The sequence below is a fragment of the Streptacidiphilus neutrinimicus genome (genome assembly GCF_000787815.1).
Taxonomy (GTDB): domain Bacteria; phylum Actinomycetota; class Actinomycetes; order Streptomycetales; family Streptomycetaceae; genus Streptacidiphilus; species Streptacidiphilus neutrinimicus.
Map to the genome: position 1 here is coordinate 39,677 of NZ_BBPO01000040.1, position 25,433 is coordinate 65,109.

Below are 25,433 nucleotides of genomic sequence, written 5' to 3' on the forward strand. Positions count from 1 at the left end.
ACCGATTCCCCTCTCCCTGCGCTCCCGGCTTCGGCGATTCCGGCGACCTTAGGCGGGCCGGGAAGAGGGCGTCCCACTCCGGGGCGGACAAGCAGGCGTGGACGAACCGTACGGGCGGGCACTTGCGAAGCAGGCTGGGGCGTAAGCTGGTTGGCGAGGGCCCCGTCATCCCCCGTTGGCGGGGCCTTCGCCGCGCGCGCATAGGCGACGGCGGAGCGGGCAGGTGCCTGAGGGGCCGTCATTCCCGAGCCGCCCGCCCGGGCAAGCGTGCCGATCCGGCGAACCACCCGGCGCGGGCCCGGCCGCCGTCCGCCCGCCGAAGGGCATGGACGGTGGAGTGCCGGTCACCGCTGACGGGCCGACCCTGGCCTGGCCGAGGCCCACCGCCTCAGCACCCCCCGCCAGGCCAGGGACGACCTGCCGCCGCGCTCAGCCGGGCGCAGCGCTCGCCCAGGTCCCCGCGCCCAGGCGGGCGCAGCGGCGCTCAGCCGGGGGCAGCCGCGCTCAGCCGGGCGCAGCGGCGCTCAGCCGGGGGCAGCCGCGCTCAGCCGGGCGCAGCGGCGCTCAGCCGGGCCAGGTTCCGGTCAGGTGTTGTACGGCCGTCGCTCCGGCGCGGTCCACGGTGGCCCTGGCCACGGCGAACACGACACCGTGCAGCTCCGCGGCGGCCAGGATCGCGCTCCAGGACCGGCCGGGTTCGGTCGCCTTCGGCGGCTCCGGTTCGCCGGCCGCCGTCCGCCACACGCGCTTGATCACCGCCCCGGCCACCGTCCCGGCGACGGCACTCAGCAGCAGCCCGACCGGCTTGTAGGTCACCTTCACCACGTCCACGGCGATCTCCTTCCATGAGACGTGAAGCAGTGCGGGGTGGGCGCCCATCGCTCTGGGCGCCCACCCCGCACGGTCGTTCCCTCAGCCGCGCTACCAGCGGTACCAGCGGCCCCGGGACTCACCCGCGCCGCGGAAGAGGAATCCTGCGATCCACAGCACCAGCACCACCAGCGCGACCCACCAAAGGACGTGCACCGCGAAACCGACGCCGCCCAGGATCAGAGCGAGAAGCAGCACCAACAACAAGGGACCCATGTGTATCCCACCTCCTTGAGGCAGCGTGTGCCCCCGAGCCCGGCTCCCATGCGCCGCTCCGGAGCGGATGCCGCACCTCCGGTTCATCCGCATGCACAGCCGCGCTCCGGGGCACGCGCCCGGGGTCCGGCGGATCACCGCCCGGCCGATCACCGCGAGTACAGGGGAGGTCGCGATGGCAGCGAACCGGGTGAAGCGCGCGCTCGGCGCGGTGGACCGCTGGCAGCAGCGCCACACGGTGCCGGGCTTCGGCTTCGGCGTGGTCAAGAAGTTCGGCGACGACCGGGGCGGGCAGCTCGCGGCGCTCATCACCTACTACGGGTTCGCCGCGCTGTTCCCGCTGCTCCTGCTGCTCACCACCGTCCTCGGCTACGCGCTGCGGGGCGATCCGGGGTTGCAGCAACGGGTGCTGAACTCGGCGCTGGCGCACTTCCCGGTCATCGGGGACCAGCTCCGCACGAACATTCACTCCCTGCACGGCAGCGCCCTGGCCGTGGTGATCGGGGCGCTCGGCCTGCTCTACGGCTCGCTCGGCATCGCCCAGACCCTGCAGTTCGCGATGGCGCAGGTCTGGAACATCCCGGACGTCGAGCGCCCGGGCTTCTGGCCGCGCACCGAACGTTCCGTCGCCCTGGTCGCCGTCCTCGGCGTCGGGCTGCTGGTCTCCTCCGCGGCCACGGGCGTGGTGGCCTCCATCGGCGCGGGGCCGGTGATCACCGTCGCGGGGCTGGCCGCTTCGGTGGCCGTCAACACCGGCCTGTACCTGGTCTGCTTCCGGATCCTGACCCCCGCGCAGATCCGCTGGCGCTGCCTGGTCCCGGGGTGCCTGGTCGCCGGACCCGCCTGGACCGTGCTCCAGGGGTTCGGCGGCGTGCTGGTCGCCCACCAGCTGCGGCACGCCACCGCCGTCTACGGTCTGTTCGGCACCGTGCTGGGCCTGTTGTGGTGGATCTACCTCGGTGCACAGTTGACCGTCTACGCCGCCGAGATCAACGTCGTCGCCCGACGCGGTCTGTGGCCCCGCGCCCTGACGCCGCCGCCGCTCACGCCGGCCGACCGACGCGTGCTCGACGACATCGCCGAGCAGGAGGAGCGCCGCCCGGAACAGCACGTCGACAGCCGCTTCACCCCCGCGGACGATGCAGACACGGACGGCGCGGAGGCGACCGGCGCGGAGGCGACCGGCGCGGGCGTGGCGGGGGCCGTCAGCGGCTCGGGCGCCGACCGGCCCGGCGGACCCGGACGGCGCTGAGCAGCAGGGCGAGCGCGAAGACCACGAAGCCGATGACGAGCAGGTAGAGCAGCCCCTTGGCGACCGCACCGATGATTCCGAGCACGATCGCGACGAGGACGAGCAGCAGGACCCAGACCATGACGCTCCCTCTTCTCCGTGGTTCAGCGTTCTGTGGTGGAGGGTGACTCAGCGCCGGGCCAGGCGGCGTTCGCCGCTCGCCCCGGTGGCGTACTCGAGGTCGTAGTGGGCGAAGATCGCGGGCTCCTCCTCGGCGGGCAGGACGCCGTCGGTGTCGATCGCGGGCGAGCCCTTCACCTGGGACTTGGAGAAGGCCACCCTGACATAGCCGGGGCCGACGACCGCGCCGCTCAGCGGCACGAACACCAGGCGGTGCTTGGTAGGCAGGCCGACGGTGACGGTCGCGAAGAACGGCTCGTCCGTGGCCGTGTCGACGTACACCGACTCCAGCGTGCCGATCTTCTTTCCGCCTCCGTCGACGACGTCGTGCTGACGCCACTCCCGGATGTCCGCACTCTCCATGGGATGCCGCCTTTCGGACGGGACAGGTCGCTCGGTCCTCAGTTGCTCGTCAGCGTCGGATGGTCGTCAGAGGCTCTCGTGGCCCTCGAGCTGCTGCCGCAGGCGGCCGAGTATGCGGCTGAGCAGGCGGGAGACGTGCATCTGGGAGCAGCCGATCCGCTCGCCGATCTGGGCCTGGGTGAGGTCGTCGACGAAGCGCAGCTTCAGCAGGCGGCGGTCCGACTCGGGCAGCCCGGGCAGGATCTGGCGAAGCGCGGTCAGGTCGACGATGTTCTCCAGGTCGCGGTCGAGCGCGCCCAGGCGGCGCTGCAGCGGGCCGTCGTCCTCGTCCTGGTCGCCGGCGGGGGCGGAGAGGGTGCCGGCGGTGTAGGCGTCGGCGGCGATCCGGCCCTCGGCGACCTCAGCCTCGGTGACGCCGACCCGGGCGGCGAGCTCCGCGGTGGTGGGGCGGCGGCCCAGCTCCTGCTCCAGCGCGTCGTCGGCCCGCGCGAGCTGGAGCCGGAGCTCCTGCAGGCGGCGCGGCACGTGGACGGACCAGCTGGTGTCGCGGAAGAAGCGCTTGATCTCGCCGGTGATGGTGGGCAGCGCGTAGGTGACGAACTCGACCCCGCGGCCGGTGTCGAACCCGTTGATGGCCTTGATCAGGCCCACGACGCCGACCTGGATCAGGTCCTCGACGGGTTCCTTGTGGTGCGCGAAGCGCTGGGCCGCGGTCCGCACCAGGCTCATGTTGAGTTCGACCAGGGTGTTCCGCACGTAGGAGTACTCGGCGGTGCCCTCCTCCAGCTCGCGCAGCCGGACGAACAGCACGTCGGTGAGGGCGCGGACCTCCAGGACGTCCAGGGTGACCGGGTCGCAGGTGATCGAGGGCAGGTCGGCCTCACCAACGTGCGGAGGCGTGGCGGTGGACCGGCTCCGGTCCTCGTTCCGGCTCCGGACTTCGTTTCGGCTGTGGTCGAGGTACTGCTCGGTCGGCTCAGGAACTCCCGCGATCACGGTGTCTTCCCTCCTCGGAGCGACTGGGTTCGGGTGGTCGGTGCGTGCGTCCGCTGCCGCGTTCACACGGAACTGGGTGTCCCCTGGCGGTGCTCCGCGTCGGCGGCGGACAGGTCGTCGCCGCGGTGCTGGTGGGTGGCGAGCAGAGCCAGCAGGTCGGCGACGGTGGGACCGGCGTCGGCCGGGTGCCGCAGCGGCGTGGCCGCGGTGACCTGGTAGCGGTTCGCGCGCCCGACCCGGGTGTGGGTGAGGTAGCCGCCCTGCTCCAGATCGGTGATGATGCGCTGGACCGCGCGCTCGGTCAACAGGCAGTGGGCCGCGATGTCGCGCACCCGCACCCCGGGATCCCGGGCGATCTGCACCAGGACCCGGGCGTGGTTGGTGAGAAACGTCCAGCTCGATCGGGGGCCCGGCATCTGTTCCATGGAGCCATCATAGGACAGATTTTTCACGTATCACGAAGACCGACACAGATTTCGCGCAAAGGTTGACAGGACGCTCACGCGGGTTCAGGCTGTGCGCAGCCGCCCCTCTCCCGCTCCTCCGGAGCGAGCGTGGTCGCCCTCCGTCAGACGGTGCAGGCGATGACCCGCAACGAACTGGACATCCTCGCGTCCTTCCTGCGCGTCCGCCTGCGGGTGCCCGCGCTCGAGAGCCCCCGGTCCGCCGCTGGGGCCGCCACCGCGGCCAGGCGCCTGCGCGCCCTCGAACAGGCCGTCCACGGCATCGAGGCCTACCTCCAGCTCGCCGCCCACCAGCCCACCCAGCCCAGCCTCCATACCGAGGAACAGGGCGCCCGCGCCCTCTGGCAGACCCTCCTCGACCTCGCCGCACTCTGGCCCGACCACCCCCACCTCCCGCCCTCACCCCCGTCCCCTGCCACCCGGCCGGCCGGCTGAGCGCAGAATGTCCGGCATGAGCATGCGGGGGCGGCTGTACCGCTACATCGGCCCGACCGAGCTGCGCGGCCTCGTACGGCCGGGCGGTGAGGGCTGCCCGCTGGTCACGCCCGGGGACTTCGAGCAGTGGGTCGGCACCCGCTCGGCCGAGGAGCTGGCCGACCCGTTCACCTTCGTCGTCGACGCGGACGGCGTGCTGCGCCTGGCGCCCCGGCGGAGGCCGTTCGCGACGCACTGGCCCGTGCGGGGGTCGCCGGGCCGAGCGCCTTCACCCACGCGGTGGTGTTCCGCCGTTGCCAAGCCTGCCGTCAGCTGAACGTCGTGCGTGAGGACGACTTCGTCTGCGTGTTCTGCGACGCGGACCTGCCGGCGCGGTGGAACGTCGACGCGGAGTGCGGTCCGGCCTCCGGCAGCCCCGCCGTCCGGGAACTCTGCGACTGAACCGGAGCGCCGCGTCGGCGCGCCCTGTCGGTTCTAGCGCCGCGTCCTACCGTCGCGCCAGGAAGCCACCGGCCGGGAGGACGACGGTAGGGCGGACGGGCGCAACCTCCGGGACGGGTAGGTCCTGGCTGGGGTCGGGCGGCCTGGTGCTGACGGCTGCACAGAACCGGCTCGTCGACGCGCACATGGCGCGGATGGCGGCGTCGGAGCCGGCCATCACCGCGACGGTGCGGGCTCTCGTCGACGCGCTCGGGGACGGCCGGCTCGTCGGCCTCGAGTACCGGGTCAAGTCCGAGCACTCGCTCGAGCGGCGCATCGCCCTCAGCCTGCTGCTGCACCCGGTGCTGAGCACCGAGGTGACGCACACCGCGTACGAGCGGCTGCGGCAGCCCGGCCTGGACGACGGCGCAGCCGCCGGACCGCGCCCTGCAGGGCGCGGTCTTCGGACGCGTCCCGGTTCCGCCCGAGGCGCGCGCCATCGTCCTCCCAGCGCGCCCGCCGTGGTCGAACCCCGACGATGCGAACCCGGATGGAGCGAACCTCGACGAAGCGAACCCGCGCGGAAGTTGACGCGCCGTTTCGTCCACCGGTGGGCGCCTGCGGTTCATTGTCGGGCGACCTGCGCGAACCTGCGGACGGGGCACAGGGCTCCGCCAGGCAGGTCATGGCCGGTCCACAGCATGTTTCGCCCGCACGGCGGGTCGGTACGGATCCCCGCAAATGAGGCCAACTCCCCCACGACGCACGCCGTCTCACACGTTCGTATCCCTTCTTCCCCGCGTTCGCGTGCCCTTCGCCCGGCCCCGCCACAGTCCGAAGTGGCCGCCGGTGTCGCAGGGCGGCGGCCATCGGCCGTGCACGAGGAGCCAGTTCATGCGGATACGCTCGATGAGCAGGCGGGCGCTGGTGGTCACCTCCGCCGCGGTCGCGCTCGCGGTCAGTGCCGGGGTGACGTTCGCCGCAGGCGGCTTCGGCGACACCCCGCTGGGCACGAAGAAGGTCGGCCGCCAGGCCGACGGCTCGTATCTGACGCAGACCAACCAGTTCGTCACCCCGGCGGGCGACGTCATCAAGGAGACCGGCCGCCCGTTCGGCCTGGCCCTGCACCCGAACGGGAGGACGGCCGCGGCGCTGAACTCCGGCGGGCTCGCCCCCAACGGCGTCGTCACCGTCTTCGACCTGGTGCACCACAAGGTGCTCCAGCACGTGGGCGCCGGGGCCATCTCCGACGGCGGCATCCTCTACTCCCGTGACGGCAAGCACCTGTGGGCCGCGCAGCCGGGCAACCTGCTGCGCTACGACGTCGCCGCCGACGGGAAGCTGTCCCACGCCGCCAAGGTGACGCTGCCGGGCGCCGGCGGGCGGCAGGCGGTGCCCGCCGGGCTCGCCTGGGCGCCGGACGGGAGCCTGCTGGTCACCCTCAGCGGCGACAACACCCTGGCCGTGCTCAACGCGACGAGCGGCAGGGTGGTCCGGCAGATCCGCGTCGGGAACGCGCCCGACGCCGTCGTGGTCGTCGGCGGCAAGGCCTACGTGAGCAACGAGGGCGGCCGCCCCGCCCGCGCCGGGGACCGGACCGACGACTCCTACGGCACGGCCGTCGTCACCAACGACGACTCCGCCGTCCCGAGCACCGGCACCGTCTCCGAGGTCGACCTCAAGACCGGCGCCCAGGTACGGACGTTCGCCGTCGGACTGGAGCCGAGCGCGCTGCTCGCTGTCGGCTCCGGCGTGCTGGTCGCCAACACCGACGACGACAGCGTCACCGCCATCGACACCGCCAAGCAGCAGGTCGGCCGCACCTTCAGCGCCAACCCCGCGCCGGGCGCGCCGTTCGGGGCGCAGCCCAACGGGTTGACCATGCTGGACGCCACGCATCTCGCGGTCAGCCTCGGCCGCGACAACGCCGTCGCCGTCTACTCCTACCAGGGCCCCTACACGCAGCCGAGTTTCGAGGGCCTGATCCCGACCGGCTCGTTCCCGACCGGGATCGCCAAGGACGCGCCACTGAACCGGCTCGTCGTGGCGAGCGAGCAGGGCCTGGGGTCGGTCGGCCCGGACGCGACCGTCCTGGAGGGAGTCGGCACCAAGCCCGCGACCTCGCACCTGGGATACGACTTCGTCGGCACGGTGCAGAGCGTCGCGCTGCCGAACACCGCGCAGATGGCCGCGTACACCCGGCAGGTATTCGCCGACAACCAGTGGAACGGCCTGCAGCAGCGCAACCTGACCGGGGACGGCAAGGCCGCGCCCGTCGCCCTTCCGCTGCACATCGGTGACCCGTCGACGATCAAGCATGTGTTCTTCATCGTCAAGGAGAACCGCACCTACGACCAGATACTGGGCGACGACCCGCGCGGGAACGGGGACGCGAGCCTGACCCAGTTCGGGAAGAAGGTCACCCCGAACATCCACGCCCTGGTCCAGCAGTTCCCGCTGATCGACAACCTGTACTCCGACGGCACCGACTCCGCCGAGGGCCACCACTGGCTGGACCAGGCGTTCGTCAACAACTACCTGCAGCAGATGTACGGGAACTACACCCGCTCCTACCAGACCGCCGATCCGCTCAGCGACGTGAAGACCGGCTGGATCTGGGACGACGCCGCGGCGCACGGCAAGTCGGTGGTCAACTGGGGCGAGGACGTCGACCGTTACGTCGACGCCGCGGGCGATCTCCCGGCGGCAGGCAGTCGGCCGAAGTGGTCCCACGACGCGCAGGTGCTGGAGGGCAAGGTCGCCGGTCCGCTGGACTACCCGCTCGGCCGGTACACCGCGAAGACGGACATCCCCTCACTGGCGAAGGTCACCCGGCCGGACTTCCCCAACTTCGACCTGAACATCCCCGACCAGTACCGGGCCGACCTGTTCCAGCGGGACTTCGCCGAGTACGTCAAGAACGGGAACCTGCCCGCCCTGGACATGATGTGGCTGATGAACGACCACACCGAGGGCACCAACCCGGGCGGGGTCACGCCGGCGGCGCACGTCGCCGACAACGACCTGGCGCTCGGACGCATCGTCGACACCATCTCGCACAGCCCGTACTGGAAGAACTCCGCGATCTTCGTAATCGAGGACGACTCCCAGGACGGTGTGGACCACGTCGACGGCCACCGCAACGTCGCCATGATCATCAGCCCGTACGCGAAGCGCGGCGCGGTCGTGCACACCTACGACAGCCAGCTGAACTTCATGCGCACCATCGAGCAGATCCTCGGCCTGCCGCCGATGAACCAGGAGGACCTGGCCGCGGAACCGATGTACGACGCGTTCACCGACCAGCCGGACTTCACGCCGTACACCTTCGTGCCGAACCAGGTCTCGTTGACCGCGACCAACCCGAAGCCGGCGCAGGCGGACAACGCGGCGGCGAAGGCGTGGGCGCAGTGGTCGGCCGAACAGGACTACACGCATGAGGACATGATCAACATGCAGCAGGAGAACCGGGACATCTGGTACTCCACCAACGGGTTCACCGAGCCCTACCCCGGCGACCAGTCGGTGCTGCTGCCCGGCCAGGTGCCGGGCGGAGGCGCCACCCCGACCGGCGACAGCGACGGCTGACCGGCCGTTCGGCCCTCGTTCGGCATCCCTTGCCGTCCCTTGCTATCCGTCGCCGTCCTTCGCCGTCCCTTGCCATCCTTCGCACCTGGACGGTCACAGCTCGTCCATACCGCCGAGCAGGCCGTCCAGGGAGGGGCTCTCGGTCAGCGGTTGCTCGGACCAGATGACCTTGCCCTCCGGCGTGTACCGCGTGCCCCAACGGTGGGCCAGCCGGGCCACGAGGAAGATGCCACGACCGCCCTCGTCGGTGGTCGCGGCCCAACGCAGGTGCGGGGCGGTGCTGCTGGCGTCGGAGACCTCGCAGACCAGGCCGGTGTCGCGCAGCAGCCGCACCCTGACCGGCGCCGCGCCATAGCGGATGGCGTTGGTGATCAGCTCGCTGAGGATGAGCTCGGTGCTGAAGGAGATCTCGTCCAACCCCCACTCCGCCAGCTGCTTCACGCAGGCGTTGCGCACCGGCCCGACGGCGGCGGGGTCGCTGGGCACCTCCCACTCGGCCACCTGCTCGGGCGGCAGCAGGTCGGTACGGGCCACGAGCAGCACCACGTCGTCCCGCGCCTGCCCCGTCGCGCCGGGCGTCCCGAGGAGGGCCGCGCAGGTCTCCTCGGGGCCGCGCGGCCGGCGGCTCTCGAGGGTCCGCCGCAGGCCCTGCAGGCCGTGGTCGATGTCCTGGCCGCGGGTCTCGACCAGTCCGTCGCTGAACAGCAGGAGCTGGGAGCCCGGCTCCAGGGGGATCTCGGTGGTCTCGAACGGGTGCCCGCCTACGCCGAGCGGCGGGGAGACGGCGACCTCCGGGTAGTCCAGCGTCCCGTCCGGGCGCAGCACGGCCGGGCCGAGGTGCCCGGCACGGGAGAGCGTGCACACCCCGAGGACCGGGTCGTAGACCGCGTAGACGCAGGTCGATCCGGTGATGTTGACGTCGGTGGACTCCTCGTCGAGCTGGGACACCAGCTCGTCCACCCGGCCCAGCACCTCGTCCGGCGGCAGGTCCAGGGCGGAGAAGGTCCGGATCGCGGTGCGCAGGCGCCCCATCGCGACGGCCGCGTTGATGCCGTGCCCGACCACGTCGCCCACGACGAGTGCGCTGCGGAAGCCCGGCAGCGGGATGACGTCGAACCAGTCGCCGCCGACGCCGGCGCTGGCCGGCAGGTAGCGGTGGGCGACGTCGAGCCCGGTCCGCACCGGCAGGCTCTGCGGCAGCAGGCTGCGCTGCAGCGCGACGGCGGTGCCGTGCTCGCGTGTGTAGCGGCGGGCGTTGTCGAGGGAGACGGCGGCGCGTGCGGCCAGGTCCTGGGCAAGCAGCAGGTCGTCGGCGTCGAACGGCGCGCTTCCGGCGGACCGCCGGAACTCGACCAGCCCCAGCAGCCCGCCCCGCATCCGCAACGGCGCGGTCACCGTGCCGTGGTGGGCGTCGGGCACAGCGGCATCACTCGTGGCCGCCCGCGCCTGCGGACTCCCCGCCGCCACCGTCACCGCCGCCCCGACGGGCGCCCCGCGCCCCGCGCACTCGACCCGCGACCGCCCCGGCCCTGAGCCCCCGGCCACCGACCAGCCGGGCACGCCAAGCCCGGCAGCACCGCCATCCCGCCCGACCCCGCCGAGATCGCCGCCACCGGCCACCGGCCGCCCCCCTCCCAGGGACTCAGCCGCGGACCCGCCGAGATCGCCGTCGGCGGGCCCGGGCCCGCCGGGCTCGGCGCCCATGTCCCCGGGCCCGTAGGACAACCCCGGCACGGCACCTCCCGAGCCGCCGCCGGCCGCCGGGCGAACCGGCCCCAAAGTGCCACGCGCGGCGAGCCCGGCAGCACGGTCGCTCCGTCCCGTTCCGCCGCGGCCGCCGCGTTCACCCGGCTGTGTCCCGGAATCCACGCTCGCGGACTCGGTCCCGTTCCCCGGGGGAGGCGGGGTGGGGGCTGGGCTTTCGAGGAAGGTGGTGCGGCGCAGGAGGCGGGTGGCGGCGCCGAGGTCCTGTGGGGGTTCCTCGCCGTGGGTGACGGCGTCGACGAGGTCGACCGTGACGGAGTCGGCGAAGCCGCCGCCGACGGCGACCTCGGCGAGTTCGTCGCAGGTCCGCGTCATGTCCAGGGTGCGGCCGATGCGCATGCCCGCCTCGTAGAGCAGCTGCCGCCGCTGCCCCGCGGCCTCGATCCTGCCGGTGAGGTCGTGCAGCTCGGTGGTGTCGCGCAGGGTCACCACACAGCCGGGCAGGCCGCCGTACGGCGCCGTCGGGCGCTTGTTCACCGCGAGGAGCCGGTCGCCGGCCTGGTGGATGCCGTCGGTGATCTCCTCGCTCTCGGGCGAGGTCAGCAGCGCGGTCGTCGCGGGGTCGAGCCCGAGCGCGGCCACCGGCCGCTGCTCGGCGTCGGCCGGCAGTTCGAGCAGGCGGCGGGCCTCGTCGTTGACCATGATGAGGCGGCCGTCGCCGCCGATGATCAGCACGCCCTCGCGCACCGCGTGCAGCACCGCGTCGTGGTGCTCGTACATCCGGGCCAGCTCGGTCGGGCCGAGGCCGCGCGTCTGACGTTGCAGCCGGCGGGAGGCGAGGGCCGTGCCCGCCGCGGCCAGCAGTACCGCGAGCGCCGCGCCGCCCAGCAGCACCGGCAGGTGGGTGTCCACGAGCGCGTTGACCCGCCCGACGGTGATGTTCACGACGACCGCGCCGAGCGGCTTGTGCGTGGCGTCGAAGACGGGGACCGCGGTCGCGATGGAGTCGAAGCCCGGCTGGGAGAGTTGGAACGTCACCGTCTGCCCGGCCAGCAGCTTGGGCAGCACGTTCTGGACCACGGAGGACGGCGGCCGGTAGGGGCGGCCGACGTAGTCGGGGTAGGGGGACGTCAGCTGCACGGAGGCGGTGTTGAACACCACGACGGAGTCGACGCCGGTCGCCTGCCGCACGGCCTCCGCGCGCGGCTCCAGCAGCGCGGACGCGTGCGGGCTCTGCAGCTCCTGGGCCAGGCCGGGCGCGCTGGCGAAGGACTCGGCGACTCCGCGGGTGACCCGGCGGGCGTCGCTGGCCGTGCTGGAGCGGCCCTGGAGCACCATCGCCGTCACTCCGGCGACGACCAGCAGCAGCACGATGAGCAGTTCGGTCAGGAACATCCGCCCGGCGAGGGTCCGCACGGAGAACATCCTGCGCACGCCGCACGTCTGCCGCTCGGACAGCGCACCGCGGCCACGGTGCGTGGAAGCCCCGCGGTGACGTCTCTGCACAAAACATCCTTAACCTGCGCTGCTGTGACCGCGCAAGTAGCAGATCGTAATCGTTCGCGCAGGCCAGGCGGTTCTTCGCAAACGGCCGCCCGTCATCGGCCGCCTGCCCGCCGTTGACCGGTTGTTGCCTGGACGCTTCCCGCGGCCGCCGACAATGGCGGTGGCCGGGCTGCGAAGCGGCTCCGCGCGCCGGTGCGGCATGATCGCTACGGGCGGGAGACTCCTCGCGCCCGGCTGACGCTGCCACCGCGACGATCGCCCGAGGACGCCCCACCCGATGTTCACTCCGTCCAGCCCCGCGCCGAACCCCTGGCTGCAGACCGTCGTCCCGCGCCCGGCCGCCCGGCTGCGCCTGCTCTGCTTCCACCCGGCGGGCTCGGGAACGAGCTTCTACCGCCCCTGGGCCGGCCGGCTGCCCGCGGACATCGAGGTCTCCGCCGTCAGCCTGCCCGGCCGCGAGGCCCGCTACCGCGAGCCGCTGCAGTCGGACTACTCCGTGCTGCTCTCCTCCCTCTACGCGGCGCTGCGGCCTACCCTCGCCGCGGACCGCCGCCCCTACGCCCTGTTCGGGCACAGCATGGGCGCGCTGCTCGCCTACGGCGTCGCGCTGACGGCGGCGCGCCTCGGGGACCCGGGACCCGAGCGCCTGCTGCTGAGCGGCATGGGCGGCCCGGGGACCGTGCCGCCCAAGCCGGGTCGCCCGAAGTGGAGCGACGAGGCCCTGGTGGCCGACCTGCGCGAGATGGGCGGCACGCCCGAGGAGGTCCTCGCGGAGCCGGAGCTGCTCCACTGGATCCTTCCGGTCCTGCGGGCCGACTACTCGGTGTGCGACACCTTCCGCGCGGCCCCGCCCTCGGGGCCGCTGCTCACCTGCCCGCTCACGCTCATGGGCGGCGCGGACGACCACGCCACCCCGCCCGAACTCGCCCGCTGGGCCGAGGTGACCGCCGGTCCGGCGACCCAGTACACCTTCCCCGGCGGCCACTTCTACCTCACCGAGGAGTCCCCCGACGCCGTCCTCGCGACGCTCACGACCGAACTCACGGCGCAGGTCCGCCGCTACTGACCCTGGCGTTTCGAGTCGACAGGCCCGTCTGTACTACGCGGCCTGGCTCGTCGGCGGCGTCAGCACACAGGTCGTTCCCTGGCCGCCGCTCGGGTCACTGGCCTGTCCGGCCTGACACGGTCAACGTTCGCTCGCGCCCGCGAACGGGCCCCCGGGGCCGAAGGCGTGGCGGGCGAAGTTGGCGGCGATACGCCGGTGGCCGGCGGGGTCGGGGTGGATCTCGTCGGGGAGCGGGAACTCCCGGTAGTCGGCGGGGCCGTAGACGAGGAGGCCGTCAAGGTGGTGCAGGTTCGGGTCGTCGCCCGCGCGGTCGGCGACGATCCGGGCCAGCTCCTCGCGGATGACGGTCAGGGTGAGCCGCCCCGCCGCGCGCTCCGCCGGGTCGCCGGTGGCCTTGAACCGCAGGGTTCCTGAGCTGAAGTCAGGCGCGAGCGGGCCGGGGGTGTCCTCCTGGACGGGGCAGAGCAGCGGCGAGACCACCAGGAACGGCGTCGTCGGATGGCCCTCGCGGATGGTGTCGAGGAAGCCGTGGACGGCGGGGCCGAACGCGCGCAGGCGCATGGCGTCGGCGTTGACGATGTTGATGCCGATCTTGACGCTGATCAGGTCGGCCGGGGTGTCGCGCAGGGTGCGGGCGGTGAAGGGGTCCAGCAGCGCGCTGCCGCCGAAGCCGAGGTTGACCAGGTCGACGCCGCCCTCGGCGGCGGCGAGGGCGGGCCACGTCGTGGTCGGACTGGCGGCGTTGGAGCCGTGGCTGATGGAGCTGCCGTGGTGCAGCCAGCGCCTGCGACCGCCGTCGGGGGCGGGGAGGATCGGCGCGTCCGCGCGCAGGGCGATCAGCTCCGTGGTCTCGTTGTGCGGCAGCCAGATCTCGACCTGCTTGTCCTGCGGCGGGAGGCCGGTGAACCGGGCGGTGCCGGACGGGCCTTCCCGCAGTTCGCCCGAGCCGGTCGACATGTCGATGATGCGGACGTTGCCGCCGGGGACGCCGGTCTGCGCCGCCAGGCGGCCGTCGACCAGCAGGTCGTAGACGCCGTCGGCGGGGGCGGGCAGGCCGAGGTAGGCGCGCTTGGTGGGCAGCGTGTCGAGCTCGACGAGGGTGGCGCGGGTGCGGAAGACCAGCCGCACGCCGGAGGGTTGGGCCTCGACCAGCGCGAACTGCTCGTCGGGGAGCTGTCGTCGGGCCGGGGCGGGCAGCCGGTGCGGCAGCAGGCCGCCTCGTGCGGTGCGCTCGACGTCGAGGTGGCCGCGGAGCAGGTCCTCGGTGACGGGGGTGGTGATCAGGGCATGGGCGTCGTCGTGCATGGCTCGCGCTCTCGTCGGCGGTCGTCGGGTCGATCGGAGTCGTGGGTGTGGCGGAGCGTGGCGCGGCGTTGCGCCGTGTGGCACTGCGTGGCTGGACGTGGCTGTGCGTGGCCTCGCGTGGCGTCCCGCGGCAAGGTGAGAAGCCGTCAGGTAGTCGGCCCCCCGCCGCCCGCGCGGGCGCGCAGCAGGGTGTCGAGGGAGTCGATGGTCCACTCCCAGGAGTCCTGCGCGTCGACGGGGGTGTGGCTGAAGCCGCCCGCCGCCTCGAGGCTGACGAAGCCGTGGAAGACGCCGCCCAGCATCCGCACAGCGTGCGTCTCGGCGGGCTCGTCGAGGTCGTAGGCGCGCAGGAGCGCCCGCGTCATCTGGGCATGCCGCACACCGGCGCTGGCCGCAGCCGTCTGCGGGTCGAGCCGGAAGCGGGCGGCGTCGTAGCGGCCGGGATGCGATCGGGCGTAGTCGCGGTAGGCGTCGGCGAAGGCGCCCAGGGCGTCGCGTCCGGCGCGGCCGGCGACGGCGTCGCCGACCCGGTCGGCGAGCTCCTCCAGAGCGAGCAGCGCGATGCGGGTCTTGAGCTCGTGCGAGCTCTTCAGATGCGAGTAGAGGCTGGCGACCTTCACGTCGAAGCGCCGGGCCAGCGCCGAGAGGGTCACCTGCTCGAAACCCGACCTCGTCGGCCAGTTCGGCGCCCGCGACAGCGAGACGCTCCGCGCTCAGTCCCACACGTGCCATAGCTTCAGCCTCTCTCCATCAAGCTATGGCCAGTATGCATTTGCCTATAGGTATTAGCAACTGGCCAAAGGGAGATCGGGAAGATCAGGCATGGCTCGGAAGCTCCGGGCGGGCGGCGCTGAACTGGATCACCACCGGGCGGCCGCGCCCGCCCATCGGGCGCGCCTGCGAATGGCGCATCACCAGACCCCGGTTGGCCGCGCTGTGCAGGACGAACCGCAGCCAGTCGGCGTCGGCGCCGATCAGCGCGGCGATCTGGGGCGCGCTGAAGCGCCGGTCCGGCTCGGCCGCCAACACCTCCAGCGCCCGGTCCAGATGACGCCCCGGCCGACCGCGCCGCCCCGCCTCCGGCCTGGACGGCCCCGCTCCGCCCGGCTGCCGCGCCGCGCCCGCCGGGCGCCCGCCGGTCTGGTGCACCAGCGAGACACGCGGCCGCGGGATGCCCAGCCCCGGCACGGGCGGGTCCTCGGCCGTGTCGAGGCCCGACGCCTCTCCGTCGAGGAGGGCCTGGAGGCGGCCGCGCGCCTCCTCGATCCCTCTCAGCTCCCGTACGACCTCCTGCAGCAGAGCCAGCCGACGCTGCTCCGCGCGCACGCGCTCCTCGAAGATGGGCAGGCAGTCGGTCGGGTCCGCCACCAGGTCGGCCGGCGTCAGGTCCGCGATCACGCCGTGACCGTATTGCCCGCCCCGCGCAGAACACCACCGACGCCCGGCAGCGCCACCCGAAGGAAGGACTTTCAGGACGTCCGGGCCACCTGATGCGGCTGGCCGAGGTATGGGAAGACCGTCAGCAGGTCGGTGTGCGGCGGGATGTGGTCGTCGGTCACCTTTCCGTTCGAGATCATCGCGAGCCGGGCCGAGGTGACGTCGTCGATCAGGGTCCTGCCGTTCGGGTAGGCGGCGGGGCGGGTGCGGTCGTAGCGCAGCACGTCGGGCAGCACGGTGCGCAGCGCCTGCTCGGCCTCGTCCGCGCCGTAGCCCCCGGTGTGGACCAGCACGGCCGTCCATGCCTCGCGGTAGGCGTCCCAGTCCTCCGCCGGCTCGCCCGCGTTGTACGCCTCCTTGACGTCCTCGGCATTGAAGTACGCGGTCAGCGAGGGGTGCGCGCCGCGGTCGACCGAGACCAGCCGGTCTCCCTCGCGCACGCTGACGCGCCCCCACACGCCGATCGGCCCGGAGCCCAGCTCGTCGTCGTCGACCTCCAGGACGATGCCGAACACGTTCTTGTCGATGCCGAAGTCGCGCCCGGTCCACTGGAAGCCGTTGACGATGCCGTCGAGGTCGGCGAAGAACGGGTCGCTGCGCAGCCCGGCGAAGAAACGGTAGCCGCCGCTCTGCACCACGCTCGGCACCCGCCCGAGCGCGACCGCCACGTTCGACATGACGGCCTGGCCGTTGGCCTCGTGCCGCTGCGCGTCCTCGCCGTGCGCCCGCTGGACGGTGACGGTCTGGTGGCCGTTGCGCGGCGGCGAGAAGACGAAGCTGTAGGCGAGGTCGGCCCGGTTGTCGCCGTCGGTGTCGACGTTGATCCGGTACACGGCGTCCGGATGGAAGGCCTCGCCCTGGGTGGGGGCGAACGGGTTGACGTTCAGGATCAGGACGGTGCGTCCGGGGTCGACCGAGGGGAAGACGAACAGGTCGGTCATGTCGAGCCGCGCGTCGCCCTTCGGCGAACGCAGGTCGGGGCCGCTGAGGTGGTGGGACACGGTCTCTCCTCGTCGTCGGGACCCCCGATCCGGCGCTCCGGAACGCCTGTCGCGATGCTGCCATCCGTCACGCGAAACGACGCGGCGGTGGACGGCGAGTCACGATTGGATCACCCGATCGCCGGGCCCCGACGGGCCGGAACGCCAACTTCCTGACGGTGCGGAGGAGTTCTGCGAACGGCATCCGCCATGCACTCGTCACAAGCGTCCCACCAGGCAAAAGTCCATCCCTGAGGGCTCCCCAGCGACACCTCGGGCGGCGTACGCTGCTCGGCCATGAACCCCGTGCTCGCCTCCGCCGTCGCACCCGTCACCACGGCGCACCCGACCGACCCGATCCACTGGCGCAACCACAACCTGCCCATCACCGAGCCGGTGCCGGTTCCCTGCCGGGCCCGGATCGACGACGAGGTGATCAGCATCGACAGCTGCCGGGGCAACGGTCCCTATGTCGTCCACCTGACCGAGCCGCTGAAGCAGGCTCACCCCGTGGGTTCGCCCCTGGAGGTCCTGGAGGACATCTCCGGATGATCCGGGCACGGACCGTCGGCGGCCCGCGCCCTCCCCTACGTTGTGATCATGACGGAGGAGACGGCGGAGCACACGTCGAAGGTCCATCGGCCCGAACGCCCGCGCGGGCGCGGCCGGCACGCCAAGCGTCGCGGCGGTGAGCAGGCAGGCGGCGCGGCGGTCGCGCGGTCCTCGGCGCTGCTCGCGCTCGGCACGGTGATGTCCCGCTCCACCGGCATGGTGCGGCTGGTGCTGCAGGGCGCCGCGCTGGGCGTCACGGCCGACGCGGGCGCCTACAACACCGCGAACACCGTGCCGACCAGCCTCTACACGCTGATGATCGGCGGAGCGCTCAACTCGGTGCTGGTCCCGCAGCTGGTGCGGGCGCGCGACGAGCACGCGGACGGCGGGCGCGCCCACGAGCAGCGCCTGCTGACGATGGTGCTGAGCGTGCTGGCCGTCGGCACCGCGCTGGCGCTGGTGTTCGCGCCGCAGATCGTCGCGCTCCTGACGCCGCCGGGCCCCCACGGCACGAGCGGCGACTACGCGCTGACGCTCGCCTTCGCCTGGTTCCTGCTGCCGCAGGTGTTCTTCTACGGCCTGTTCTTCATGCTCGGTCAGCTGCTGAACGCCCGCGGCCGGTTCGGCGCGATGGGCTGGGCGCCGGTGCTCAACAACGTCGTGCTGATCGGCATGTTCGGCCTGTACATCGTCCTGGCCGGCCGGGGCGGACACCTCACCTCCCTGGAGGTCGTGCTGCTCGGGACGGCGACGACCGCCGGGATCGCGCTGCAGGCGCTGTGCCTGCTGCCCGCGCTACTGCGGACGGGCTTCTCCTTTCGGCCGCGCTTCGACTGGCGCGGCACGGGCCTGGGGCGCAGCATCGCCGCCGCGCGGTGGACCCTGCTGTTCGTGCTCGTCAACCAGGTCGCGCTGGCGGTGGTGACCCGCTACGCGAACGCGGTCGACGCCGTGGCGCGGCAGGCCGACGCCGGCAACACCCCGTACTTCTTCGCGCAGAACATCTGGATGCTGCCGCAGTCGGTGGTCACCGTGTCCCTGGTGACCGCGCTGCTGCCCCGGATGAGCCGGGCCGTCTCCGAGCACCGCCTCGACGACGCGCGCGCGGACCTGTCGCGGGCCCTGCGGACGACGGGCGTGGCGATCGTCCCCGCCGCGTTCTTCTTCCTGGCGTTCGGGCCGCAGATAGCCGTCCTGCTCTTCTCGCACGGACCGGACGGTCCAGCCGCCGCACAGCCGCTCGGCGAGATGCTGCAGGCGTTCGCCCTGGGCCTGATCCCGTTCTCGGCCCAGTACCTGCTGCTGCGCGGTTTCTACGCCTTCGAGGACACCAGGACGCCCTTCTGGACCGCGGTGTGGATCTCGCTGCTCGACATCGCGCTGGCCACCGCCTGCCACCTGTGGCTGCCGACGCGGCAGGTCGCGATCGGGATGGCGGGCGCCTACGCGCTCTCCTACCTGGTCGGCCTGGTGATCACCGCGCACCGCCTGCGGCGTCGCCTGGAACGCCGCCTGGACGGGCGCCGGCTGGTGCGCACCTACGGCAAGCTCGTCACCGCGGCCGCCTCCGCGGGATTCGCCGGCTGGGCCGCCGCCCGCGCACTGGGCGGATTCCCCGCACCCGCCGGAGCACCCACGGCGACGGCGCTGTCGGCGCTGACCGTCGGCGGCCTGGTCATGCTCGGCGCTTTCGTCCTCGCCTGCCGTGCCCTCGGCGTCGACGAGCTGCGCGCCGTACTCGCCCGCCTGCCCGGTCGGCGGTAGGGCCTGACCCCCAAGGCGGGCCCTCGCGGGAGCGCTCGGGTGGTCAGGACTGCGGCGGGGCGGGCTCCTTGCGCCAGATGCGGACCTCGGTGCCGGGCCGGCGCTCGGAGAACCGGCCCGCCGGGGAGGCCTGCGCCAGGAGCGCGCGCAGCTCCGCCTCGAACGCGGCGCGCCGCGCGCCGAAGAGGTGCGGGGCCGAGGAGGAGAGCGAGAACACCTGGGCGACCACGTCGTCGTGGTCTCGCTCCAGCGCCTGTCCGCCCGCGACGACGAGGCGCTGCGGACCGGCGAAGCAGGCCCGGCCGAGGACCTCGGCCTCGCCGCCGGGCGTGCCATGCGGCAGGGTGCCGCGGCCGGCGCGCCGGACCGGACCGAGGTAGCGGCGCACGAGGGCGTCGACGGCGGCGTAGGGCACGGGCGGGAACGGGAGTGCGTCCGCGCCGGACGTCGCCGCCGCAGGTTTCGTCTTGAGGTCCGTCTTCGGCTGCGTCTTCACGTCGGCGACGTGCACGAAGGCCCCGCCGGGTCGCAGCAGCCGGAGCATGGCCGCCGCGACGCGCTCCTGGTCCATCCAGTGGAACGACTGGCCGAACGTCACGACGGTGAAGGCGCCGAGGCCCGAGGGGAGCTCCTCCGCGCGGGCCAGAATCCACCGCGTCCGGTCGTTCAGGCCCGTCTCGGCGGCGACCCGCTCCGCCTCGGCGAGCATCCCCGGGTCCGGGTCCACGCCGACGACGTCGGCGAAGAGAGGGGCGAGGTCCAGCGCCAGGGTGCCGGGCCCGCAGCCGACGTCGAGGAGGCGACCCCGGCCGTCGAGGGCCAGCGCGTCGCGGAGCGCCTCCGCCAGACCCGGCGCGTACGGGAGGCGGCCACGCCGGTAGTACGGCGCCGCGCCCGCGAACAGCGTCTCGTCCCACTGCCAGTCGCCGATGGTCATGGCTGAACCCCCGATCCGGTCACCGCCCGATGTTCGCAGACCCGGCGCGGCTCAGCGCCGGTGGACCCAGCCGGGGGTCCAGGTGCCGGGGGCGTCGACGGCGGGCGGCGAGGCGGCCAGGTACGCGCGGAGGGTGGTCAGCGCGGGGTGGGGGTTGTCGCGGTGCCACAGCAGCGAGTGCGGGTAGACGGGCGTCGGGTCGGTGACCGGGATGCGGCGCAGGCCGTGGCCGGTCGGCCAGACGAGGCGGGAGGTCTCGCCCATGAAGGTGGCCAGCGCCGGGGTGTCCGCGACGGTGTCCAGCAGGGCGTCGGAGCCGAAGTTGGGGCCGGTCGCCTCGATGGTGAGGCCGAACTCGGCGACGAGGTCGTCGTAGTAGGCGGCCCACTCGGTACCGGGGACGATGCCGGGCATCCAGATCCGGTGGCCGACAAGCTGGGCCAAGGTCACCGAGCGGGCGGAGGCCAGCGCGTGCCCGGGGCCGGTGAGGAGCTGCAGCGGCTCATCGAGCACTCGGACCGACTCGATGTCGTCGGGCAGCGGCGCGCCCGGCATGGCCACGGCGCGGAAGGACGCGTCGATGGCCCCGGACCGCAGGGCGCCCACGGCGGTCTCGACGTCGAAGAGCATCACCACGTCGAGGTCGACGTCAGGGTGCGCCCGGTGGAAGGCGCGCATCAGGCCCGACTGCGCGCTGCGCGAGGCGATCACGTCGACGCGCAGCGGTCGGCGGGCCGCGTGCACGGACGCGACGGCCCGCTCGGCGACCCGCAGCAGCTCGCGGGCGTGCGGCAGGAAGGCCTGCCCGTCGATGGTCAGCTGCGCGCCGCGCGCCGTGCGGGTGAACAGGCGCACGTCCAGGCTGCGTTCGAGCGCGGCGATGCGCTTGGAGACGGCCTGCTGGCTGACCGCCAGCTCGGCGGCGGCGTCCTGGAACCGGCCCGCGTCGGCGGCGACGACGAAGGTCCGAACCGCGTCGAGATCCATGGCCGCCACCCTACGGGCACAACCGATGGTTGTGGCCAGGTGGTCCTGTGGTTGTTTGCCCCGCAGGTAGGCCCCGCAGGTAGGGTGCTCGCTTTGATGCTCTCGGTCGCGGATCGGTTGTGCAGGGCGAAGGACGAGGGGCGGCGGGCGTGCGGGACGGTCGAGCGGGCGGCGAAAGGAACGACCGAGGGAACAGCCACAGGAACGGCCGGGGGAACGGGCGTCGGCTCGGGCGGCGGTTCGGATGGCTGTGGGGAGCCTACGGGACCAGCGCCCTCGGCACCTGGCTGGCCTTCGGCGCGTTCCCGCTGATCGCGATCCGGGTGCTGCACGCCGGGTCGGCGGAGGTCGCGGCGCTGTCGTCCGCCGGTGCGGCCGTGGGCGCGGCGGTGGCCGTGCCGCTCGGGCCGTGGGTGGAGTTCCGCCGCAAGCGGCCGGTGCTGGTCGCGATGGACCTGGCGCGCTTCGTGGCGCTGCTGACGATCCCGGTCGCGTTCGCGCTCGGCGCGCTCTCCTTCCTCCAACTGCTGGCGGTCTCGGTGGTCGTGGCGGCGGCCGACATCACCTTCCGGTCCGCCTCCGGCGCGTTCCTCAAGACTCTGGTGCCGGCCGAGGACCTGCTCGTGGCGAACGCCCGGTTCGAGTCCACGGCCTGGACGACCACGATCCTCGGGCCGCCGCTGGGCGGCGCCCTGATCGGGCTCCTCGGTCCGGTGGCGACGGTCGTGGCGGACGCGCTCAGCTACCTGCTCTCGGCGCTGGGCATCCACGCCGCCCGCGGACCCGAGGCCGAGCCGGTGCCGGAGCGACGCGACGCCGCGCGCATGCGGGCGGGCGACCTGCTCGACGGCTGGCGGTACATCCTGGGCAACCAGGCTCTGCGCGCGCTCTTCTTCAACACGGCCGTCTTCAACGGCCTGGTGATGGCCGCCGAGCCGCTGCTGGCCGTGCTGATGCTCGGTCGGCTCGGCTTCGCGCCGTGGCAGTACGGCCTCGCCTTCGCCGCGCCGTCGATCGGCGGGCTGCTCGGCGCACGGCTGGCCCGTCCGCTGGCCACCCGGTTCGGGCAGCGTCAGGTGCTGCTCGTCTCCGGGGCGCTGCGGGCCCTGTGGCCGGTCGGCCTGGCCTTCGTCGGGCCGGGGACGGGCGGGCTGCTGACGGTCATCGGCGTCGAGCTCGGGCTGATCTTCTGCTGCGGCGTCTTCAACCCCCTCTACGCCACCTACCGCCTCGAGCGGACCGCGAACGACCGCGTCGCGCGGACGCTGAACGCCTGGACGGTGACGACCAAGGCGTCGACGGCCGCGCTGACGGCGGTGTGGGGCGTGCTGGGCGCGGTGCTCGGGCTGCGCCCGGCGCTGGCGCTGGCCGGTGTGCTGCTGCTGGCGACCCCGCTGCTGCTGCCCCGCCGCGCGGCCGTCACGCTCACCGCGCCGGAGCCGGAGCCGGCTCCGAGCGGCGCCTGAGGTCGTCGGCAGATCGACCGGCCAGTCAACTTGACCGGCAGTGAACGAACGGACACACCGTCGGGTTCACACCGCCGGTCCCCGGCCGGGACGGAAGACGGGCTCGCGGCTACGAAGCACGACGGGACCGGAGGTGGGCGCCCTTCGCCGCCCCTTCCGCGTACAGCTCGGAGATCAGCGCGACGGCCTCGGCCGTGGCCGGGTGGGGGTCGCGGCGCGGCCAGACGACGTGGACGGGGACGGGCGCGGTTCCGCGCAGCGGCCGGAAGGCGATGCCCTCACGGCGGTACTGCGTCGCGGTGCTCTCCGGGGTGATGCCGATACAGCGGCCGGCGGTGATGGCGGCGAGCCAGTCGTCGATGTCCTGGGTGTAGGTCAGGGTCGGGCGCTCGCCCGTGGGCCAGAGCTCGGGCGTGGTGGTGCCGGTGCGGCGGTCGACGACGACCGTGCGGGTGCGGGTCTCGTCGAGGCCGACGGACCGGCGCCTGGCCCACGCATCGTCCGAGGCGACGGCCACCACCCGCCGTTCGAGCCCGACGACCGTGCTGGCGAAGCGCTGCCCGTCGACGGGCCCGCGCACGATCGCCAGGTCGCACACGCCCTCGGCCAACCCGCCGGTGGAGGTGTTGGTGCGAACAAGCCGCAGCTCGACCTCCGGTTGCGCGGCGGCCCAGCGGCGCTGGAACGCGGAGGTGTGGTGGCCCATCGCGGACCAGGCGTGGCCGATCCGCAGCGTGGTGTGGCCGGTGGCGAGCTCGCGCGTCAGGGTGTCGACCTCGGCGAGCAGGTGCCGGGCCCGGCCCAGGACGTGGGTTCCCGACGGCGTCAGGGAGATGCTGTGGCTGGTGCGGTGCAGCAGCCGGACGCCGAGAGCGGCCTCCAGCCCGGCCAGGGTGCGCGAGACGGCGGCCTGCGAGACGCCGAGCTCCAGCGCGGCGTCGGTGAAACTGCCGGTGTCGACGATGGCCACCAGGCAACGCAGCTGTTTCAGCTCGACGTCCATACGCTCAGCGTATAGCTGAAGGCGTGCATGCATTTTGCGCATCTACCGCGGCGGCCCATGCTGCGCGTATGGCGACCTCTTCAACGTCCGACGCCCAGGCGTCCCTTGACCGGGCGACCGAGGGAGGGCGGTTGGCCACGGCCCCGGTCTCCGGCATCGTCATGATGGTCGGCAGCGCCCTGTCCAACCAGCTCGGGGCGGCCACCGGCGCGCTCGCGTTCCCGGCGATCGGGCCCGCCGGGGTGGTCGCGGTGCGGCAGTGGGTGGCCGCCGTGGTGCTGCTGGCCGCGGGACGGCCGCACGTGCGGCGGTTCACCTGGCGACAGTGGTGGCCGGTGCTGCTGCTGGCGCTGGTCTTCGCGACGATGAACCTGACGCTCTACACGGCCGTCGACCGCGTCGGCCTCGGTCTGGCGGTGACCCTGGAGTTCCTCGGGCCGCTCACGGTCGCCCTGACCGCCTCCCGCCGCCGCGCCGATCTGGTCTGCGCGCTGGCGGCCAGCGCGGGGGTGGTGTGCCTGCTGCGTCCCAAGCCGACCACGGACTACCTGGGCCTCGTCCTGGGTCTGGCCGCGGCGGCCTGCTGGGCCGCGTACATCCTGCTCAACCGGGTGATCGGCGCGCGCATCCCGGGCGCCGAGGGCCCGGGCGCGGCGGCCGCGATCTCCGGCCTGCTCTACGTGCCCGTCGGGGTGCTGGTCTTCATCCGCCACCCGCTCACGACCGAGGCGCTGGCCTGCGCGGCGGCGGCCGGGGTGCTCTCGTCGGCGGTGCCGTTCCTCGTCGACATGCTGACGCTGCGCAAGGTCAACACGCAGTTCTTCGGCGTCTTCATGAGCGTCCACCCGGTGATGGCGGCCCTCGTCGGCTGGGTCGTCCTCGGCCAGCGTCTGCCGCCGGCCGACTGGCTCGCGATCGCCGCCATCGTCGCCGCGAACGCCGCCAGCACCCTCACCGCCTCCCGGCGCCGGGCCGCCCGCCCGGACGACCGCTCGGGCGACAGGCCCTGAGCGCCTCGGCGTCACGCGAAGGAGGCGTCGCCCTCCCAGGTCACCGTGACCACCTCGGGCAGAAGGGAATTGATCACGACGCGGCCGACGTCCCGCTTGAACGTCTCGACCAGCTCGGCCACCTCGCCCGGCGGGAACCTGCTCGTCAGGGCGGCCACGAGGGCGTCCTGGGAGACGCCCGCCTGCCCGGCGAGGATCCGCGTGTTGTCGCTGCGGCTGTTCCAGCCGGCGCCTGCGTTGCTGCGCCCGACGTGGATGGACTCGTCCGCGGTGAGGGCGGAGGCGCCCGCCTGGTGGATCAGGTTCTGGCTCGCGGCCCGACGCGCCGTCAGGTGGAAGAGCCCGCCGTGGATCTTCACCGACGAGGAGCCGCTGGTCCTGTCGTGGACCTCGCCGCCGGTCGTGAGCATCACGTTGAGGTGGACGGCCAGCCGGGCGGTGGTGTCGCCGTCCCGCACCTCGACCTCCACCGGCCGGGAGATGAGGTTGTTGCCGCCGTTGTTGCGGCACTCGGGACCGAAGCCGAATCCGGCCAGGGTGCGGTTCTTTCCCACGATGAGGTCGAGCAGCCGGTTGCCGTCCACCCGGGCGGGGGCTGTCTGCGAGGTCCTGGCCCGCTGGACGGCCGTCGCACCCGGCGCTCCGTGCCCTCCCCGCCCGAGCGCACGGTTCACGGCGGCGTTGCCGGCGGTGCGTTGAAGCGCGAGGAGGCGGGCGGCCGAGGAGGTGTCCGCGGAGCCGTCGACCGCGGGGCGCACGGGCGCCGCCCGGTCCGCCGCGCCCCGGGTGTCCGCCGCGGAGGTCCTGCCGGGGTCGTGCGCACGCATGGGAAGCCTCTCCGGATAGCCGTCCTCCTCTTCTTACCGTCGCGGGCACCCGCCAGGACACGTCCTCAAGGGCAGACCACCGTGCCCGAAGGTGCAGAGCCTCGCTTTATTTTACAAGTGAAACAC

The 25,433-nt window shown here is 73.2% G+C and carries 23 protein-coding genes and 1 pseudogene; 9 read left to right on the forward strand and 15 right to left on the reverse strand.

The genetic code is table 11. The features are described 5' to 3' along the window. Window positions 1–564 precede the first annotated feature (564 nt). Both TR48_RS23890 and TR48_RS23895 read right to left on the reverse strand, forming a co-directional pair. On the reverse strand, window positions 565–831 hold the full coding sequence (locus TR48_RS23890; protein ID WP_201777149.1) for a DUF4235 domain-containing protein: 267 nt from the start codon (window positions 829–831) through the stop codon (window positions 565–567). Between the two features lie 90 nt (window positions 832–921). Beyond that, the gene (locus TR48_RS23895) at window positions 922–1,086 is read right to left on the reverse strand and encodes a hypothetical protein (protein WP_042370738.1); all 165 of its coding nucleotides are present in this window, start codon (window positions 1,084–1,086) and stop codon (window positions 922–924) included. A gap of 175 nt (window positions 1,087–1,261) precedes the next feature. Between TR48_RS23895 and TR48_RS23900 the strand changes: the two genes are divergently transcribed. After that, on the forward strand, window positions 1,262–2,338 hold the full coding sequence (locus TR48_RS23900) for a YihY/virulence factor BrkB family protein (RefSeq protein WP_161789895.1): 1,077 nt from the start codon (window positions 1,262–1,264) through the stop codon (window positions 2,336–2,338). On the opposite strand, the gene TR48_RS44485 is transcribed toward TR48_RS23900, so the two are convergent. From TR48_RS44485 to TR48_RS23915, 4 genes are all read right to left on the reverse strand, one after another. Further along, complete coding sequence (locus tag TR48_RS44485) at window positions 2,292–2,459, reverse strand: hypothetical protein (protein WP_170183558.1); 168 nt, start codon at window positions 2,457–2,459, stop codon at window positions 2,292–2,294. The genes TR48_RS23900 and TR48_RS44485 overlap by 47 nt on opposite strands. A 47-nt stretch (window positions 2,460–2,506) precedes the next feature. Beyond that, entirely contained in the window at window positions 2,507–2,860 is a 354-nt protein-coding gene (locus TR48_RS23905) for a PRC-barrel domain-containing protein (protein ID WP_042370739.1), read from the reverse strand. A 66-nt stretch (window positions 2,861–2,926) separates the two neighbouring features. Next, window positions 2,927–3,853: a SigB/SigF/SigG family RNA polymerase sigma factor gene (locus TR48_RS23910; RefSeq protein ID WP_084729691.1), complete on the reverse strand. Its 927-nt coding sequence runs from the start codon at window positions 3,851–3,853 to the stop codon at window positions 2,927–2,929. Window positions 3,854–3,918: 65 nt separating this feature from the next. Beyond that, on the reverse strand, window positions 3,919–4,281 hold the full coding sequence (locus TR48_RS23915; protein ID WP_042370741.1) for a helix-turn-helix transcriptional regulator: 363 nt from the start codon (window positions 4,279–4,281) through the stop codon (window positions 3,919–3,921). A 159-nt stretch (window positions 4,282–4,440) separates the two neighbouring features. Between TR48_RS23915 and TR48_RS23920 the strand changes: the two genes are divergently transcribed. From TR48_RS23920 to TR48_RS23935, 3 genes are all read left to right on the forward strand, one after another. Then, window positions 4,441–4,755: a hypothetical protein gene (locus TR48_RS23920; protein ID WP_152628144.1), complete on the forward strand. Its 315-nt coding sequence runs from the start codon at window positions 4,441–4,443 to the stop codon at window positions 4,753–4,755. A gap of 16 nt (window positions 4,756–4,771) precedes the next feature. Continuing rightward, window positions 4,772–5,071: a hypothetical protein gene (locus TR48_RS23925; protein ID WP_369405606.1), complete on the forward strand. Its 300-nt coding sequence runs from the start codon at window positions 4,772–4,774 to the stop codon at window positions 5,069–5,071. 998 nt (window positions 5,072–6,069) lie between these two features. After that, a complete protein-coding gene (locus TR48_RS23935) occupies window positions 6,070–8,763 on the forward strand; it encodes a bifunctional YncE family protein/alkaline phosphatase family protein (protein ID WP_042370748.1) in 2,694 nt (897 codons plus the stop codon). 93 nt (window positions 8,764–8,856) lie between these two features. Here TR48_RS23935 and TR48_RS39200 read toward each other — a convergent pair whose 3' ends face one another. Continuing rightward, window positions 8,857–11,883, reverse strand: a complete 3,027-nt coding sequence (locus TR48_RS39200) for a SpoIIE family protein phosphatase (RefSeq protein ID WP_161789896.1) — start codon at window positions 11,881–11,883, stop codon at window positions 8,857–8,859. 367 nt (window positions 11,884–12,250) lie between these two features. Here TR48_RS39200 and TR48_RS23950 point away from each other — a divergent pair, with 367 nt between their 5' ends. Next, window positions 12,251–13,039 carry a thioesterase II family protein gene (locus tag TR48_RS23950; protein WP_052442944.1) on the forward strand — a complete coding sequence of 263 codons (789 nt, stop codon included), beginning with the start codon at window positions 12,251–12,253 and terminating at the stop codon, window positions 13,037–13,039. Between the two features lie 120 nt (window positions 13,040–13,159). Here the strand turns inward: TR48_RS23950 and TR48_RS23955 are convergent, their stop codons facing one another. The 4 genes and pseudogenes from TR48_RS23955 to TR48_RS23970 all read right to left on the reverse strand — a co-directional run bounded on the left by TR48_RS23955 (window position 13,160) and on the right by TR48_RS23970 (window position 16,782). Further along, the gene (locus TR48_RS23955; protein WP_042370750.1) at window positions 13,160–14,344 is read right to left on the reverse strand and encodes a GDSL-type esterase/lipase family protein; all 1,185 of its coding nucleotides are present in this window, start codon (window positions 14,342–14,344) and stop codon (window positions 13,160–13,162) included. Window positions 14,345–14,490: 146 nt separating this feature from the next. Next, a pseudogene (locus tag TR48_RS23960) lies at window positions 14,491–15,076 on the reverse strand (TetR/AcrR family transcriptional regulator). 84 nt (window positions 15,077–15,160) lie between these two features. Further along, on the reverse strand, window positions 15,161–15,742 hold the full coding sequence (locus TR48_RS23965) for a hypothetical protein (RefSeq protein WP_042370752.1): 582 nt from the start codon (window positions 15,740–15,742) through the stop codon (window positions 15,161–15,163). 71 nt (window positions 15,743–15,813) lie between these two features. Further along, entirely contained in the window at window positions 15,814–16,782 is a 969-nt protein-coding gene (locus TR48_RS23970; RefSeq protein ID WP_042370755.1) for a DUF4331 family protein, read from the reverse strand. A 276-nt stretch (window positions 16,783–17,058) separates the two neighbouring features. Between TR48_RS23970 and TR48_RS23975 the strand changes: the two genes are divergently transcribed. After that, window positions 17,059–17,313: a hypothetical protein gene (locus TR48_RS23975; protein ID WP_152628145.1), complete on the forward strand. Its 255-nt coding sequence runs from the start codon at window positions 17,059–17,061 to the stop codon at window positions 17,311–17,313. 48 nt (window positions 17,314–17,361) lie between these two features. Next, window positions 17,362–19,077, forward strand: coding sequence for a murein biosynthesis integral membrane protein MurJ (murJ, locus tag TR48_RS23980; RefSeq protein WP_042370812.1), 1,716 nt, complete (start codon window positions 17,362–17,364; stop codon window positions 19,075–19,077). A 43-nt stretch (window positions 19,078–19,120) separates the two neighbouring features. On the opposite strand, the gene TR48_RS23985 is transcribed toward murJ, so the two are convergent. Next, entirely contained in the window at window positions 19,121–20,014 is an 894-nt protein-coding gene (locus TR48_RS23985) for a class I SAM-dependent methyltransferase (protein ID WP_042370759.1), read from the reverse strand. A gap of 51 nt (window positions 20,015–20,065) precedes the next feature. Continuing rightward, window positions 20,066–21,001: a LysR family transcriptional regulator gene (locus TR48_RS23990; RefSeq protein WP_042370813.1), complete on the reverse strand. Its 936-nt coding sequence runs from the start codon at window positions 20,999–21,001 to the stop codon at window positions 20,066–20,068. A 248-nt stretch (window positions 21,002–21,249) separates the two neighbouring features. Here TR48_RS23990 and TR48_RS23995 point away from each other — a divergent pair, with 248 nt between their 5' ends. Beyond that, window positions 21,250–22,467, forward strand: coding sequence for an MFS transporter (locus TR48_RS23995; protein WP_236652300.1), 1,218 nt, complete (start codon window positions 21,250–21,252; stop codon window positions 22,465–22,467). 109 nt (window positions 22,468–22,576) lie between these two features. Here the strand turns inward: TR48_RS23995 and TR48_RS24000 are convergent, their stop codons facing one another. Continuing rightward, window positions 22,577–23,470 (reverse strand): LysR family transcriptional regulator, encoded by an 894-nt coding sequence (locus tag TR48_RS24000; RefSeq protein WP_042370762.1) that lies wholly within the window; start codon window positions 23,468–23,470, stop codon window positions 22,577–22,579. A 164-nt stretch (window positions 23,471–23,634) separates the two neighbouring features. On the opposite strand from TR48_RS24000, the gene TR48_RS24005 reads away from it, so the two are divergent. Next, a complete protein-coding gene (locus TR48_RS24005) occupies window positions 23,635–24,480 on the forward strand; it encodes an EamA family transporter (RefSeq protein ID WP_042370815.1) in 846 nt (281 codons plus the stop codon). 11 nt (window positions 24,481–24,491) lie between these two features. Here TR48_RS24005 and TR48_RS24010 read toward each other — a convergent pair whose 3' ends face one another. Continuing rightward, on the reverse strand, window positions 24,492–25,307 hold the full coding sequence (locus TR48_RS24010; protein WP_042370764.1) for a hypothetical protein: 816 nt from the start codon (window positions 25,305–25,307) through the stop codon (window positions 24,492–24,494). Window positions 25,308–25,433: the final 126 nt, after the last annotated feature.